General features: G+C 54.0%; 16 protein-coding genes and 1 pseudogene. 13 read left to right on the forward strand and 4 right to left on the reverse strand.

Annotated elements, in window-relative coordinates:
• Window positions 1-312 precede the first annotated feature (312 nt).
• The 9 genes from CPZ25_RS00515 to CPZ25_RS00555 all read left to right on the forward strand — a co-directional run bounded on the left by CPZ25_RS00515 (window position 313) and on the right by CPZ25_RS00555 (window position 8,655).
• Window positions 313-1,944, forward strand: coding sequence for a type II toxin-antitoxin system RnlA family toxin (locus CPZ25_RS00515; RefSeq protein WP_096919332.1), 1,632 nt, complete (start codon window positions 313-315; stop codon window positions 1,942-1,944).
• A 12-nt stretch (window positions 1,945-1,956) separates the two neighbouring features.
• Window positions 1,957-2,769, forward strand: a complete 813-nt coding sequence (locus tag CPZ25_RS00520) for a histidinol-phosphatase HisJ family protein (protein ID WP_096919333.1) — start codon at window positions 1,957-1,959, stop codon at window positions 2,767-2,769.
• Window positions 2,770-2,887: 118 nt separating this feature from the next.
• Entirely contained in the window at window positions 2,888-4,111 is a 1,224-nt protein-coding gene (locus CPZ25_RS00525; protein WP_096919334.1) for a molybdopterin molybdotransferase MoeA, read from the forward strand.
• 17 nt (window positions 4,112-4,128) lie between these two features.
• Window positions 4,129-6,063 carry a molybdopterin biosynthesis protein gene (locus CPZ25_RS00530; RefSeq protein WP_096919335.1) on the forward strand — a complete coding sequence of 645 codons (1,935 nt, stop codon included), beginning with the start codon at window positions 4,129-4,131 and terminating at the stop codon, window positions 6,061-6,063.
• Window positions 6,060-7,016, forward strand: a complete 957-nt coding sequence (gene moaA / locus CPZ25_RS00535; protein WP_074616224.1) for a GTP 3',8-cyclase MoaA — start codon at window positions 6,060-6,062, stop codon at window positions 7,014-7,016. Before CPZ25_RS00530 ends, moaA begins: the two co-directional genes overlap by 4 nt.
• Window positions 7,017-7,023: 7 nt before the next feature.
• Window positions 7,024-7,512, forward strand: a complete 489-nt coding sequence (moaC, locus tag CPZ25_RS00540) for a cyclic pyranopterin monophosphate synthase MoaC (RefSeq protein WP_175557164.1) — start codon at window positions 7,024-7,026, stop codon at window positions 7,510-7,512.
• Window positions 7,509-7,955 carry an MOSC domain-containing protein gene (locus tag CPZ25_RS00545; RefSeq protein WP_058695114.1) on the forward strand — a complete coding sequence of 149 codons (447 nt, stop codon included), beginning with the start codon at window positions 7,509-7,511 and terminating at the stop codon, window positions 7,953-7,955. Before moaC ends, CPZ25_RS00545 begins: the two co-directional genes overlap by 4 nt.
• Window positions 7,956-8,071: 116 nt before the next feature.
• Window positions 8,072-8,341: a type II toxin-antitoxin system RelB/DinJ family antitoxin gene (locus tag CPZ25_RS00550; RefSeq protein WP_058695113.1), complete on the forward strand. Its 270-nt coding sequence runs from the start codon at window positions 8,072-8,074 to the stop codon at window positions 8,339-8,341.
• On the forward strand, window positions 8,338-8,655 hold the full coding sequence (locus CPZ25_RS00555; protein WP_058695112.1) for a type II toxin-antitoxin system RelE/ParE family toxin: 318 nt from the start codon (window positions 8,338-8,340) through the stop codon (window positions 8,653-8,655). The genes CPZ25_RS00550 and CPZ25_RS00555 overlap by 4 nt, the downstream gene beginning before the upstream one ends.
• 57 nt (window positions 8,656-8,712) lie before the next feature.
• On the opposite strand, the pseudogene CPZ25_RS21080 reads toward CPZ25_RS00555, so the two are convergent.
• The 3 genes and pseudogenes from CPZ25_RS21080 to CPZ25_RS00570 all read right to left on the reverse strand — a co-directional run.
• Window positions 8,713-8,844, reverse strand: a pseudogene (locus tag CPZ25_RS21080) (WYL domain-containing protein); the annotation flags it as partial.
• A 7-nt stretch (window positions 8,845-8,851) separates the two neighbouring features.
• Window positions 8,852-9,343, reverse strand: a complete 492-nt coding sequence (locus CPZ25_RS00565) for a hypothetical protein (protein ID WP_096919336.1) — start codon at window positions 9,341-9,343, stop codon at window positions 8,852-8,854.
• Between the two features lie 186 nt (window positions 9,344-9,529).
• Window positions 9,530-10,882, reverse strand: coding sequence for an MATE family efflux transporter (locus tag CPZ25_RS00570; RefSeq protein ID WP_074616220.1), 1,353 nt, complete (start codon window positions 10,880-10,882; stop codon window positions 9,530-9,532).
• Between the two features lie 123 nt (window positions 10,883-11,005).
• Here CPZ25_RS00570 and CPZ25_RS00575 point away from each other — a divergent pair, with 123 nt between their 5' ends.
• The 3 genes from CPZ25_RS00575 to CPZ25_RS00585 all read left to right on the forward strand — a co-directional run bounded on the left by CPZ25_RS00575 (window position 11,006) and on the right by CPZ25_RS00585 (window position 12,963).
• Window positions 11,006-11,530, forward strand: coding sequence for a PadR family transcriptional regulator (locus tag CPZ25_RS00575; RefSeq protein ID WP_096919337.1), 525 nt, complete (start codon window positions 11,006-11,008; stop codon window positions 11,528-11,530).
• 267 nt (window positions 11,531-11,797) lie between these two features.
• Window positions 11,798-12,178, forward strand: a complete 381-nt coding sequence (locus CPZ25_RS00580) for an ArsR/SmtB family transcription factor (RefSeq protein ID WP_096919338.1) — start codon at window positions 11,798-11,800, stop codon at window positions 12,176-12,178.
• Window positions 12,175-12,963: an EFR1 family ferrodoxin gene (locus CPZ25_RS00585; protein ID WP_096919339.1), complete on the forward strand. Its 789-nt coding sequence runs from the start codon at window positions 12,175-12,177 to the stop codon at window positions 12,961-12,963. Before CPZ25_RS00580 ends, CPZ25_RS00585 begins: the two co-directional genes overlap by 4 nt.
• Here the strand turns inward: CPZ25_RS00585 and CPZ25_RS00590 are convergent.
• On the reverse strand, window positions 12,936-13,517 hold the full coding sequence (locus CPZ25_RS00590; protein ID WP_096919340.1) for a LysE family transporter: 582 nt from the start codon (window positions 13,515-13,517) through the stop codon (window positions 12,936-12,938). The two genes, CPZ25_RS00585 and CPZ25_RS00590, sit on opposite strands and share 28 nt — an antisense overlap.
• Before the next feature lie 140 nt (window positions 13,518-13,657).
• Here CPZ25_RS00590 and CPZ25_RS00595 point away from each other — a divergent pair, with 140 nt between their 5' ends.
• The gene (locus CPZ25_RS00595) at window positions 13,658-14,200 is read left to right on the forward strand and encodes a helix-turn-helix domain-containing protein (RefSeq protein WP_339624247.1); all 543 of its coding nucleotides are present in this window, start codon (window positions 13,658-13,660) and stop codon (window positions 14,198-14,200) included.
• Window positions 14,201-14,426 lie beyond the last annotated feature (226 nt).

The raw sequence follows: 14,426 nt of genomic DNA on the forward strand, positions 1-14,426 counted from the left end.
TGAAAGTTCAGGAGCAAATCTGCCGTCGGCAGATTTGATCAGACGCGGTCTGCGACCGCAATCTTGGTCGCTTGAGCCACGGGCGAAAGCGTACTGCAACTATCCACTATCAACCATCCACTATCAACTCAAATGGCTTTAAACTTTAGCTTTGCATCTCATGAACAGCTTTGTCGACACGCCAAGATCGGCGCAATTTTGCGCCGATCTTTTTGTGTCGTGTGGAATTTAATATACATTCACCCCCCTCTGTGATATGATTAATAAAGAGAAAAATACGTATCAATAACAACAGAGAAAAGGAGGGTATATATGAAAGTAAAACTTTGTGATCTGAAAGCTTTGGAAAACCTCACCATTGCGGCGTACGACATACCGGATAATATGGTGCTGGCCTCCAAGGTTAAATTTACCAAGGCAGCGGGAAAGAACAACTGCTTTATCTCCGGGGCCCCTTCACAGGCCATCGACCGGGATCTGGAGGTGCTGTCTGTTTCTGCGCACCGCATATCCTGTACCTACTCCTTCTCCATGAGTGAGAAGGGCTATGAGGAGCTGATTGAGACCTTGATGAAACGGCCGGATTTTACCAATAACCCCAAGTATAATAAAAAATATCACCGGGTTTTTTATGTGAACAAGCGCAAGTTCACCATCTCTTATTTTAACAAAAAGCGCATTGCCACTGTCTACGCCAGCAACGATCTGTTCGATACCGATCTGGCGCCTTTGTTTGACCGCCAGTGGGGGGACCCCATTGAGAGCGGCACTGCTAAAAAGGAGGCGGCCAAAAAGGAAACGGCTAAGGAAGCCCCCAAAAAAGAGGCGGCTAAAAAGGCGGCGGTGAAAACCGAAAACCACAAGTGGGAAAAGAAAAAACAGCCGGCGGTCGCGGCTTCGCTCACCGCTCTGCCGGTGGCCGAGGAGCCTCTGAGGCTTGAAAAAAGTGAGCCACACTGGACCGTGCAGGATATCAGCTTCAGGGTCAACCGGATTGTGGTGGTGGCCGAAAAGCTGAGTGTGAGCGGGGTGAAGCGCGTTAAGGATATCACGGACAAGAGCAACAACAGCGTGAGCCTTAAAACCGAGAACAGAGGGCCCGGACAGCGAAAGCAGGCGGTCACCCTGACCAGCAACATCAACAGCTACCTGGTGGAAGCCATCGACTGCGTCAAGGCCGAATCTCCCGAGCCCTTATCCTTTGAGCTGCGCTTCCCCATGAAAACCGCCACCTGGGATTATATCTGCCGGAACAGCTGGCTGGACGGCGCAGCCAACGAGACCATGGAAAACGGCTTTAAGCTGGTTTCCGAGGGGCAGTCCGTGTTCTTTTCGCGCAACAACAATACCGGCGTGTGTGAGATGAAGGGCCTGAGCACCGGACTGCTGCGGGACTGCATCATAAGGCTGGAGGATATTTTTGAGAACAACACCGGCGACCGCCGGGTAGAGAAGGAATCCATCAACGAGGTGATCCGGAAAAAGATCCCTTACACCATCCGCATCTTAAAGGATCAGGCGGACCAGTTCATCAACCTGATTTCCCCGTCCTTTGTGCTCCTGAACGACGCCAGCATTGAGCTGACCGACTACAGCCCCATGGTCTTTTCGGTGTACCGCGGCGTTGAGCTGTACCTCAAATACCTGGCAGACCTGAGCGGCATCGACCTGGCCAACCAGCCGGTGGGCAAAATTTTTAAATCCGTCGGACGCCAGAAGCACCAGTATCTGCAGATGATCAACGACTCCATGAAGGGCGAGATGCTCCAGTCCATTTTTGAGAACTTTGGGAGCTACCGCAACGCCCTGTTCCACGCTAATCTGGACAATGTCATGGTGATTGGCAGCCGGGAGGCGGCTGAGGATATCTGTATCAGCGCGCTGCAGAACCTGGAGGCGGCCAGCTTTCAGTTTCATCTGGAAGAGATGACGATCACCATCTGAGGAGGAGCGTTTATGCCTTTTTATCTTGCCGATTACCATGTTCACACCCGTTTTTCCTTTGACTCGGAGGAGACCATCGGGGCCATCCGTAAGATGGCTGCCGCCAGGGGGCTTACTGAGGTGTGCATCACAGACCATTTTAGCGTCAACCCAGAGGATAAGAGCTACGGCCTTTACCCCTACCGCAAGGCTTATGAGGAGTACCTCAGGGACAGCGCCGGGGAGGGGCCGGCTGTGCGCTTCGGCCTTGAGATCGGAGAGGGGCAGTACCGGAGGGCGGTTCTGGAGGATTTTCTGGCCCAGGCCGATTATGATTTTATCATCGGTTCGGTCCATAATATCGGGGATATCACCATCCGCCAGACCATCAGGGAGCGGGGTGTGGACTACGCCTTTGACGCTTACTATGACGAGGTGCTTGGTCTGGCTGAGGAGGGCGACTACGATGTACTGGGGCATCTCGACCTCATCAACCGCTATGCCTGGGACGAGCAGGGAATTTACCGGCTCGACGCCTACACCCATCAGATCGACGCGGTCTTAAAGGCTGTGATCCGCCGTGGCCGGGGCATTGAGGTTAACACCTCCAGCCTGTATAAAAACTGCCGGCAGTTTATGCCCAATCCCTGGATCGTGGCGCGCTTCAGAGAATTGGGCGGGCAGATCGTTACCCTTGGTTCCGACGCCCACAGCGCCGGACGGGTGGGAGACGGGCTGGCTGAGGCGGCCGCCCTGCTGAAAAGCTGCGGCTTTGAGGCAGCGGCAGCCTTTGAAAAACGCCGGCCGAGGCTTTGGGCCCTGGAAAAATTTGACAGTGAGCGATAAAACGACCGATTTTGTTTAGTATTTAAACCTTTCTGATAAATTTTTGTCAGCCTTGTTATTTCGTATGAATTAAGCTACAATAGAGTATATGAAACTTGGAAAGTGTAGATTATAAAAAATGGAGTTATTTGAAGTTAAAACAACGGATGAAATGAAAGCGTTAATGGAGCATTATTTCTCAGATTATCAGCTGGAAACAGAGACGGTTCCCCTTGAGGGGGCGCTGGGACGCGTTTTAAGCGCGCCCGTGGTTTCGGGTGTAAACGTCCCGCACTTTGACCGGTCGGTGGTGGACGGCTATGCGGTAAAGCTGCGGGACGTGCAGGGCGCCAGCGAGTCGATCCCAGCCTTTTTAAAGCTGACCGGCGCGGCGGCCATGGGGCGGGAAACCACCCTCTCCCTGCACACTGGCGAGGCCGTTTATGTGCCCACTGGTGGCATGGTGCCCGCGGGCACCGAGGCCATGGTGATGATCGAGTACACCGAGCGGTTTGGCGAGGATGAGCTGGCCGTCTATAAGGGGGCCGGCTCCCTTGAAAACATGATGCTCACCGGCGACGATATCCGGGCCGGGGCGCGGGTTTTTGAGGCTGGGCATACCATAAGGCCTCAGGATGTGGGGGTTTTGTCCTCTGTGGGCGTGGTGGAGGTTCCGGTCTACACAAAACCGCGGATCACCATTATCTCCACCGGTGACGAGATCATCAGACCTGGCCAGACGCCAGGGCCTGGCCAGATCGTGGACATCAACACGCCGGCCATCGCTGCCCTCAGTGAAAAACTGGGCGCAGAGGCGGCCGGCGTGGCCTACGCGGCCGACGACCCTCAGGCCATCGAGGACGCCATTGTCCGCGGGCTGGAACAGAGCGACGCCGTGGTGCTCTCCGGCGGCAGCTCGGTAGGAGAGCGGGACTATACCCTGGCAGTACTTAAAAAGCTGGGCGAGGTCTTTCTGCATGGGCTGTCCATCAAGCCGGGCAAGCCCACCATCATGGGCAGGGCCATGGGCAAGCCAGTCATCGGCCTGCCAGGGCAGCCCGCGTCGGCCATCATGGTTTACATGGTGGTGATGAAAAAGCTCATGAACATCTTTCATAAAACCGATCTGTATAAAAACCAGTATATTGTGGGAACGCTGACCGAAAACGTCCACGCGGCGCCGGGGCGGCGCACCTTTCAGACGGTTGCTGTGGAGACGGGCGAGGACGGCGTGCGTGTCAAGCCTACCTACGGAAAATCGGGGATGATCACCCTGCTGGCCTATTCGGACGGGTATATCGAGATGACGGAAAATGAGGAGGGGAAAAACCCCGGCGACAGCGTGAAGGTCATGCTGTTTTAGCGCGAAAGGAGAGAATAATGGCAAAAATAGTGGATATCAGCGCGCGTAACCTGTACCTGAAAAACGAGGATCTGGACGACGCTGTTGCAAAATATTTAAAAATGGCCGAGGCCGGGCATGGGGGCGTCTGCAGCGAGCGCGCAGACGTGACGGAGGCTCTGGGCAGGGTGACTGCGGAGCCGGTCTTTGCGAAAATATCCTCGCCCTATTACAACGCCTCTGCCATGGACGGCATCTGCGTCAGGGCGCTGGAAATTGTGGGGGTGGATGAGCGCAGCCCAAAGGTGCTGACCCTGCATGAGGACTTTGAGTTTGTGGACACCGGCGATGTCATCGAGGAGCCCTACAACGCGGTGGTCATGATCGAGGATGTGGTGGCCGAGGACGCGGACCATGTGCGGATCTCAAAGCCTGTGTCCCTCTGGCAGCATGTGCGGCCCATCGGTGAGGACATCGTAGCCGGGGAGCTCATTGTTCCCGCCTACCACCAGGTGCGGGCCATGGACATCGGCGCGCTTTTGGCCGGGGGCATTCTCACCCTCGAGGTATTGAAGCGCCCAAGAGCGGGCATTATCCCCACAGGCACCGAGATCATCGAGGCTGGCGAGCCCATGGAAAAGGGCAAAATCATCGACTCCAATACCCGTATGTTCGAGGCCCTGATCACCGAATATGGCGGCGAGCCCACCCGCTACGCCCCGGTCCCCGATGATTATGAGGTCATTAAGGCCGCCATCCAGCGCGCCGTAGCCGAAAACGACCTGGTGCTCATCTCGGCCGGTTCCTCTGCCGGCACCGAGGATTACACCAGAGCCCTGGTCGAGGAGCTGGGCGAGGTGGCCATTCACGGGGTGGCCATCAAACCGGGCAAGCCGGCCATTCTGGGGTTCATCGAGGGCAAGCCCGTCATCGGCATTCCCGGGTACCCGGTATCGGCCTATTTTGTGTTTGAGAACTTTGTGAAACCTGTGGTGTTAAGCATGACCCATCAGCGGCCTGTGGGCCGGCCAGTGATTAAGGCCACCCTGTCCAAACGGCTCATGTCCACCTTAAAATACCTGGAATTTGTGCGCATGAAATGCGGCAAGGTGGGCGGACGCTTTGTGGCCACTCCCCTGGACCGCGGCGCAGGCGTTACCATGTCGCTGGTGAATGCCGACGGCATTCTGCGCGTGCCCAAAAACGTGGAGGGCTACGAGGCCGGCCAGGAGGTCGAAATTGAGCTGCTGCGCCCGGTGGAAGAAATCGAAAACACGCTGGTGACCATCGGCAGCCACGATGTGATGATCGACATGATGGCCAATATTATCCATAAAAATAAAAAGCTGGTGAACCTGTCCTCTGCCCATGTGGGCAGCCTGGGCGGCATCATGGCCTTTAAAAAGGGCGAGTGCCACCTCACGCCCACCCATCTGCTGGACGAGGCCACTGGCGCCTATAATATCCCTGCGGTCAGGAAGTACCTGGGCGAGGGAAAGGCAGCGCTCATCAAGGGCGTGAAGCGTGTCCAGGGCCTGATGATCCCAAAGGGCAACCCCAAAAATATTGGCGGCGTTGAGGATCTCCTGCGGGAGGGCGTCACCTTTGTGAACCGCCAGCGCGGGGCCGGCACCCGGGTGCTGTTTGACTACCTTCTGAAAGAGAAGGGCATCGATCCGGCGCGGATCGTGGGCTATGACCGCGAGCTCAACACCCATATGATGGTGGCCTCAGCGGTGCAGTCCGGCTCCTGCGACGTGGGCATGGGCGTGCTGTCCGCGGCCAACATGATGGGACTGGATTTTATCCCCGTGGGGGACGAGGAGTATGATTTTATTGTGTCACAGGAAAACCTGGAGGACGAGAAGGTCAAGGTTTTTCTGGAGGCGCTGCGGGGCGAGGAGCTGCGCCGCGCGCTCACCGAGCTGGGCGGCTACGGCTTTGATGAGCCTGGAAAAGTGGTGCTGATTTGAGAGACCATTTTGGACGAAAAGTGAATTATATGCGCATTTCCATCACCGATCTGTGTAACCTACGCTGCGTTTACTGCATGCCTGAGGCGGGCGTGCCCAAGCGCCGCCATGCCACCAACCTCACCTTTGAGGCCATTGAGGCCCTGGTGCGGGCAGGCGCTGAGATGGGAATCGACAAAATAAGGCTTACCGGCGGCGAGCCGCTGGTGCGGCGGGGCGTGCTGGAGCTGGTGGAAAAAATCGGCGCGATCCCCGGAATCCGGGATTTTGCCATGACCACCAACGGCATTCTGCTGCCCGCCATGGCCAGAGACCTGAAGCGCGCGGGGCTTGACCGGGTGAACATCAGCCTGGACACCTTTGAGCCTGAGAAGTACGCGAAAATCACCCGCTGCGGCAGGCTGGAGGACGCTTTGGCCGGTATTGAGGCCGCCCGAGCGGCCGGGCTCACCCCCATCAAGCTCAACACCGTTTTGATCAAGGGCTTTAACGACGATGAGATCGAAGCCTTTGTGGACTACACAAAGGACCACGCCGTGGACGTGCGCTTCATCGAGCTCATGCCCCTGGGGCAGGGCGCCGACTACGCTTTCGGGCAGTATCTGTCCGGCGACGCGGTGCTTGAGCGGGCGCCGGCGCTCACGCCTGTGGTGGCTGCGCCCGGCGCGCCCGCCAGGCTCTTCGAGCTGCCTGGCGCCAGAGGGAGAGTGGGGCTCATCAACCCCATCAGCCACCGGTTCTGCGCAGACTGCAACCGCATCCGCGTCACCGCTGACGGCAAACTCAAGCCCTGTCTCCACTCCGATGAGGAGCTGGACGTGGCGGCCCTGCACCAGGCGGGGAAAAGCTACCGGGAGATATTGGAAATGGCGGTGACGGCCAAGCCGGAGCGCCACCACATCGATGAACGGGAAACCATTAAAAAAAGAAACATGAACGAAATAGGAGGATAGAATGGCCATCTCAGACGAATTTACCCATTTTAACGCAGAGGGCCGCGGCCGCATGGTGGACGTGACCCACAAAAAGGATACGGAGCGCATGGCGCTTGCCCGCGGCGCCATCTACATGAAGCCCGAAACCCTAGAAAAGATTTTAAGCCATCAGATGAAAAAGGGTGATGTGCTGTCTGTGGCGCAGATCGGCGGGATTATGGGGTGCAAGCGCACCTCGGAGCTGATCCCCATGTGCCACAATATCCCCATTACCGCCAGCGATATCCGCTTTGAGCCCGACGCCGAAAACAGCTGTATCCATATCGAGGCCGAGCTCAAAACAACGGGCAAAACCGGCATCGAGATCGAGGCCCTGACCGCTGTGTCAGTGGCTGCCCTGACCATTTACGATATGTGTAAAGCCGTCGACCGGGATATGGTCATCGGCGATATTAAACTGATGAAAAAGACCGGGGGCCACTCTGGCACCTTTGAGAGAAAAGAGGAGAAATGATGATAAAAGGAAAAGTGATCGCTATCAACCGCAGCGAAAAAAAGGGCGTGATGAAAACGCCCGTCGGCGAAGGCGTGTTTATTGAAAAATTTGGACTGGAGGGCGACGCACACGGCGGCGACTGGCACCGCCAGGTGAGCCTGCTGGGCCAGGAGAGCATCGATAAAATGGTGGCGCTGGGCGCGGGTGAGCTGACCCCCGGCAATTTTGCCGAGAACATCACCACCCAGGGCATTACCGTCTACGAGCTGCCAGTGGGCACCCGGCTGAAAATCGGCGAGACCCTCCAGGAGGTCACCCAGATCGGCAAGGAGTGCCACAAGGGCTGCGAGATCGCCAAAAAAGTGGGCGACTGCGTCATGCCCAGAGAGGGCATTTTTACCATTGTTCTGAAGGGCGGCGTGGTAAAGCCCGGGGACAGTATCGAGGTGTTGGAGGATTAGGCAGGGCGAGAGATCGGCGCAATTTTGCGCCGATCTTTTTGGGCTTTTATTTATTCTGAAAATATTGTATAATAAATGTGCAAATTATGTGCAAGTGATTGTAAGGAGGGCAGATAATGGATACCACCAATGTGACGGTTCGAATGGATAAAAAGCTGAAAGAGGAAGCGGACGCGCTTTTTTCTGAGCTGGGACTCACCACTAATTCGGCGATTAACGCTTTGGTACGTCAGGCTGTGCGTGACGGCGGCGTAACCTTTAAAATCAAAAAAACGCCGGATCATCTTGACAGCCTGATCGAGGAGGGCTATGAAGACTTCTTAAAAAGGAAAGGACGCCCGGCAGAAGAATTTTTTGCAGAGATGCAGGAGAAGTATGGTGAATGAAAAGCTATGAGGTGATTGTCACCGACGCGGCGCAAAAAGATATTGAAAGGATATGGCGGTATATTCGTACAGAGCTTTTAGAACCAGAGGCTGCGAAGGCATTTAGAAAAAAATTGAAATCGGAAATTTTAAAGCTGGGGCAGATGCCTGCCCGGCATTCGGCTTATAAGAAAGAGCCCTGGGCTAAACGAGGATTGAGATTTTTTAAAACAGGTCATTTTCTGACATTTTTTATTATATTGGAATCAGAACGGCAGGTTTATGTTTTGCGAACCGTATATGAAAAAAGAAATCTGGACGATATGTGGCATTGAGTTTATGGGAGCACGGCGTAATTTTGCGCCGTGCTCTTTTTGGCTTTTATCAGGCGGCGTTTCAGCTTTCAGCTGCAGATTGGTTATGCGGGACAAGCCGAACAGCCGAAAATCCTTTCTTTCATGACAATATCCTTGAAAATACCAGTGGCCGCTTTTCAATACAAGCTGATACGGCTCGACGGTTCGTGCGGCGTTATATGCGCTCTGCGTATATATCCGCGTTTATATGCCACTCGCCGTCCTCTTTTACAGTGATATTCTGCCAGTGAAAATGGGTATCCTCAATTTTGATAAACACCCATTTTTGCCTTTCGTCGTCAATGTTTGTAAGAACGACCATATCGTTTTGTTTCCTCGCTTCAAGCCGCATGATTCTCCCTGTATAACCATAGGCGATATCCCATGTGTGTGTATCAGGATTGTAGACCCGAAGCGTTGTGCCATACTCAGTAAGGGGATGTGGGGGTTGGGTTTTAGTTTCGCGCGAGGGTAAAATAATCACATCCTGTACTGCCATGCCCTCAAGAACCCACGAAAAATGCCATTCGCCTTTGACTGAGCAGGCTATATTGTGGTCTGTATAATCGAGTTTCCAACTGCCGATAAGCTTTCCAAAATAATTATATGCCTCGGGCAGCTCTGCGCTCTTACCACTGCTTGTCAGCGTTTCAATAAAGTGATTCATTTCAATCCTCCTGATAATCGGTTTTAGCTGCGCTATGGGAATCCCTCTCCAGGGACTGCGGAATGTGATTTCCGCAAAGTGCTGCCAGTTATTATCTATTATAGCATATTGGCAGGGTTTTACCTAACTAACGGCTGTTCAGCATATTTCCCAAAGCGGCGGGCAGCGCCTTGCCTCCAGACCAGTCTAATCCCGGACCAACGCCAGCTCTTTATGAACCCGGAAAGCCATAAAGACCGTCACCACAGCGGAGAGCACGTCCGCGACGGGCTGAGCGCACAGGATACCGTTCAGCCCCCAGAGAGCCGGGAGGATCAGAATGACCGGGATGAAGCAGATCCCCTGACGGCAGGCGCCCAGAATACAGCCCTCTTTTGCCCTGCCCATGACCAGAAACAGGAATGAATAGACTGTGTAGAAGCCAAAGAGCATGAAAGACAGGCCGCTCAGCCGGAGCCCGGCCGCCCCGATGCGGATCATTTCCATATCGTTTTTTGTAAACAAAGACAAAATCGGCGTCGCGAATATGGCAGCCGTCAAGCCAAAGGCCACACAAAACAGGGTAGACCAGAGGATGGCGGTTTTGATGGCCTCGTGGAGCCGGTCAAATTTACCGGCCCCATAGCTGAACCCGGCGATGGGCTGGAAGCCCTTCAAAAACCCAAACACGACCAGTGTGCCCATGGACATGATCTTGGTGAGGGGCCCCATGGCGGCCAGGGCAGAAGCGCCGTATTCTTTGGCGGCGTCGTTGATCATGCCCATGGAAAGGCTGGTCAGCAGCTGGAAAACCAGTGTGGGAATCCCGATTTTCAGAATTTCGGACAGAATTTCTCTGGAAAAGCAGCATTCCCGGATACTGAAGCTGAACACGCTTTTTTTCATAAAGATATAGCCCAGATAGATGAGCGTGGAGACAATTTGGGAGAGGGCTGTGGCCGCAGCTGCTCCGGAAACGCCAAGACCGAGAGTATAGATGAAAATGGGGTCCAGGGCCACGTTTAAGACAGCGCCGGCCATGAGCGCGCACATGGCGGTTTTGGCGGCCCCCTCGCTGGAAACAATGTTGTTCATGGTCACGTTGAACACGTTGAAGATCGAAAACAGGATGTAAATACGGGTATAAGCAAGGGCGTAGGGCATAACGCTGTCCAGAGCGCCGAGCTGTTTTAAAATAGGCTCCAGAAAAAGAACTGAGCATAAAATCACGAGCGCTCCGATAAAAACGCTGCTGTAAAGCGCCGTGCTGGCCACCTTGCCGGCGGTTTCGCCATCGCCGCGCCCCAGCAGCCTTGATAGGCAGGCGGCGGCGCCGTTTCCAAACAACAGGCCCAGGCCCACGACCACCTGCCCGAGGGGAAAGGCCACCGTGACAGCGCCCATGGGGCCGGTCCCAAGACCGCCCACAAAATAGGTGTCGGCCAGGTTGTACAGGGCGTTGATGAGCATGCCGGCCATGGTCGGGAGCCCCAGCGCGAGAAGGGCTTTGGGAATGGGGGCGCTGCCCAGCAGTGCCATTTTTGAGTTGTGTTCCTTCATGTTAAAATCTCCTTTTACTTGACAATGGTTGTAAAATATAGTACTATAAATTACAGTAATCCGACTGAGGAACCCATAATACTATAAATTATAGTATCTGTCAAGAAGAAAAGGGAGGTTATTATGGCAACCATTGATCTGATCGTACTCGGCATGCTCACAAAGGAACCGATGAGCGCGTACGATATCCAAAAGCAGGTAGAATACCGGAACATATCCAGATGGGTGAAAATCAGCACCCCCTCCATCTATAAAAAAGTCATAAAGCTTGAGGAAAAGGGGTATATTAAAAGCGATGTGGTGAAGGAAGGAAAAATGGCCGAAAAGGCCGTCTATGCCTTAACCGACGCGGGCGAGAGGGAATTTGAAAAGCTGATGACAGAGATCGCCTGCAAGCCCATCAACATCTTTCTGGATTTTAACGCAGTCATCGTTAATCTCGGCAGTCTTCCGCCCGAAAAGCAGAAGCAGTGCCTGGACAGCATCGAGGCGAATGTAAAAACCCTGAAAGGCAATCTGGAAGAAAATATGGCGTTGAAAGAGACCCTGCCGGAAATCCCGGAAACTGGGAAAGCTGTTCTGCGGCAGCAGCTGATACTGGCCGAGGCCATCGAGGCCTGGATGGCCACACTTAAGGAGCGTTTTTAGGAAAGGCCGCAGCGGCATGGATAGGAAAAAAGATCGGCACAATTTTGCGCCGATCTTTTTTAATGGCAACGACTTTCTTTACCAATGTGGCACAATTTATCCGATCTGTTATAATGGTTAAAGAATGTTAACGAAAGAAGGTGGAAATCATCATTAAGCATTCCATTAAAATGATCAGGGAAAAATATATTGGTCTCGGCCTGTGCCCAGAGGTCTGCGTTGCATGGAGCGCCGTTCTGGACGCGCGGGATTTATAGGAGGGGCCCTATGGAAAAAACATGTGAAGAACGGATTGCTGAGATTACGCAGGGCTTTGAGGCCTGCCGGAATGCCTTTACCGCCATCGGCGATGAGACCCGGCAGCTCATCCTGCTGGTGCTTTTGCAGAGCGACCTTTCCGGTATCCGGGTCGGTGAGATTGCTGAAAAAACCCACCTGACAAGGCCCTCGGTGTCCCACCACCTCCAGATTTTGAAGGCGGCGGGCATTGTGAACATGCGGCGGGAGGGAACCCGGAACTACTATTATATCAGCGCGGATGAAACCCAGTGGAAAGCCCTGGCAGAGCTGGTAAACAATATTTACGACGGTGTGGTGCACATTGGTGAAAATGGCGCGCACGTCTTTGAAAGGAGCAGTTTAAAATGATTTTATATTTTTCAGGCACCGGAAACAGTGCCTACACAGCCAAAAGAATCGGCCGGGAAATCCAGGATGAGGCCCTCGACCTCTTTGATAAAATAAGGAATCACGACCACAGCGCCCTGTCCTCAAAGCGGCTCTGGGTGGTGGCCGCGCCGACCTACGCGTGGCGGATTCCCCGGGTGGTGAGTGACTGGCTCATGAAAACAGAGCTTGAAGGCGCCCGGGACATTTATTTTGTGCTGACCTGCGGCGGTGGTATTGGCAACGCCGGCGCATATCTGAAAAGGCTGAGCGAGGCCAAAGGCCTGCGTTACCGCGGATGCGCGGAGGTCAGGATGCCCGAAAATTACATTGCCCTTTACGACGCGCCCGGCAGAGAGGAGGCCCTGGCCCTCATCGACAAGGCTGAGGCTCCGATCAGCGCCATTGCCCGGCGCATCGGGGAGGGGGCGGTGCTGCCCGGACCGTCAGCCACCTTTAAGGATAAAATCCAGAGTGGACTGGTCAACGATGTGTTTTACCCTGTAGTGGTACATGCCAGCAAGTTCCGGGTCACCGGCGCCTGTATCTCCTGCGGGAAGTGCGAGGCGGTCTGTCCCCTTTCCAATATCCGGATGGAAAACGGCAGGCCCCGCTGGGGCAAACGCTGCACCCACTGCATGGCCTGTATCTGCCGCTGCCCGAAAGAGGCCATCGAGTACGGAAAGCACAGCGAAGGACAGCCGCGGTATGTCTGCCCAAAGACCGTTGAGGCCCCGGTTTATAAAAACAACGAAGCCGCGCAGTAAACCAGTAAAAGAGCCATGACCAGATTGACCGTTTTGGTATGTCTGGTGAAAAACTGGCAGAAAGCAGCGCCGAACAGAGCCCAGACAAAGGAACCGGAAGCGCCGATGAGCGACAGAAGAACCGTGAATCCGGCCAGCGCCCAGGGGGATTGGTAAAACGGCAGAATATAAAGGGAGGCGGCCGTAATGGCGTAGATATAGATTTTTGGGTTGGCGAATTGCAGGAGCATGCCCGACAGAAAACGGGCCTCCCCGCCGCCCTTTTCCTTTAAATCCGCTGTGCTTTTCCAGACCTTCCAGGCAAGGTACAGCATGTAAGCGGCGCCCAAAACCTGCATGATGATTTTTACCCTGGGCAGGAAGGTGTAGAGCGTTGCGCTGAAAGCCATGCAAAGTGTCATGATAACGGTAAATCCGGCCAGGATACCCAGATTAAACCGGACGCTGCGCCGGAAGCCCAGGCGCGCGGCGTTGCTCATGGAGAGCAGATTATTGGCCCCCGGTGTGTAGGCAGTGATGAAGCAGTAAATCAGAAAATCGTATAAATGAAACAATTCAAACCTCTCTTTCCTTTACAAAAGTGCTTTTAGATTATATAATAATACAAAGTGAATATTATATCGCACAAAGTGTGTGATATAATGATACATCTTGTGCGATATAATGTCAATAGGGAGGTGTTTTTTTGGATACGATGAATCAAATCATTGCTAAAAATATAAAAAGGCTCCGTGAGGAGCGAAAATTGAGTATGGATGAGCTCGCGAGGCTGAGCAGCGTGAGCAAAAGTATGCTGGCGCAGATCGAACGGGGAGAGGGCAACCCTACAATATCGACCCTGTGGAAGATATCGAATGGCATCGGCGTCCCCTTTGATGCCCTGACCCTTCGTCCCAAAAAACCATATGAGATCGTAAAAACCGCAGAGCTGCAGCCGCTGCTTGAGGACAATGGAAAAGTGAAAAACTACGCGCTTTTCCCCGACGATGAGAACCGGCGCTTTGCCGTCTATTACCTGGAGTTGGATAAGGGCAGCTACTGGGAGTCGGAGCCGCACCTGCGGGGAACCACTGAGTTTATCACCCTGTTTGGGGGATGTGTTGAGATCTGCGCAGACGGCCAGCGGCTCATTGTGGAGAAGGGGGAAAGTATCCGGTTCAAGGCTGATACTGCGCATTCCTATAGAAATACAGGGGATGAAACCGCCATACTGCATATGATTCTTTTTAACCCATAATGGGGTACGAGAAAAATTGGGCGTTTGAGCCAGAAAGCTTAAAGGATGCGCCTGGGCTTTGCCTTTGTCCCCGGATATGTTAAAATGATGCTGAACAAAATAATCAAGAAGGAGAACATGCTTTATGTATCAAAACCGTAAAACGGATATTGTGTCAGGCCGGGAGGTCTGCGCAGCATAACGCGTCAGAAAACCTCCCATAGGTTAGTGTAATACAACTTTAAGG

The sequence above is a fragment of the Eubacterium maltosivorans genome (assembly GCF_002441855.2).
Taxonomy (GTDB): domain Bacteria; phylum Bacillota; class Clostridia; order Eubacteriales; family Eubacteriaceae; genus Eubacterium; species Eubacterium maltosivorans.